The organism is Pseudoalteromonas sp. PSi26, assembly GCF_054960575.1.
The window spans coordinates 1-516 of record NZ_JBHNYT010000045.1 but is presented as its reverse complement, the minus strand read 5'-3'; the positions used below and the strand labels follow the sequence as shown (position 1 = coordinate 516).

The 516-nt window shown below is 39.1% G+C and carries 1 protein-coding gene; it reads right to left on the bottom strand.

Translation table 11 applies throughout. The annotated features are described in order from the left end of the window. Positions 1 to 8: 8 nt before the first annotated feature. The coding region (locus tag ACFI34_RS18760) for an IS3 family transposase (RefSeq protein ID WP_462674597.1) at positions 9 to 516 on the bottom strand (508 nt) is incomplete at its 5' end.

The following is a 516-nucleotide window of genomic DNA, read 5'->3' as shown; positions in this document are numbered from 1 at the left end:
TGTAGTGGTCAACTAATTTTGGCCACAGTTTTAGAATCTTGATATCTAATCTCAGATTCATTCGGCGCTAAACCAGCATTATAATGATGTGGTCTAACATTATTGTAATATCCGTTGATATAATCACTCACACTATATTTAGCTTCTTTAAAGTTCTCATATCCAACTTTTGGCATCCATTCCGTTTTAAAGCTTCTAAAAAATCGTTCCATTGGCGCATTATCCCAACAATTTCCGCGCCTGCTCATACTTTGTTTGATTTTATAGCGCCATAAACGTTGGCGATATTTCAAACTTGTATAATGACTACCCTGGTCTGAATGAAACATCAGTCCTGACGGTTTCCCTCTGCTTTCATACGCGAGTTCAAGCGCTTTTAGCGTTAAATTAGTATCTGGCGACAACGACATGGCCCAGCCGACTACTTTACGTGCAAATAAATCAATAACAACAGCTAAATAAACCCAGCGATTGCCTGTCCAAATGTACGTCACATCACCGCACCATAAGGTATCT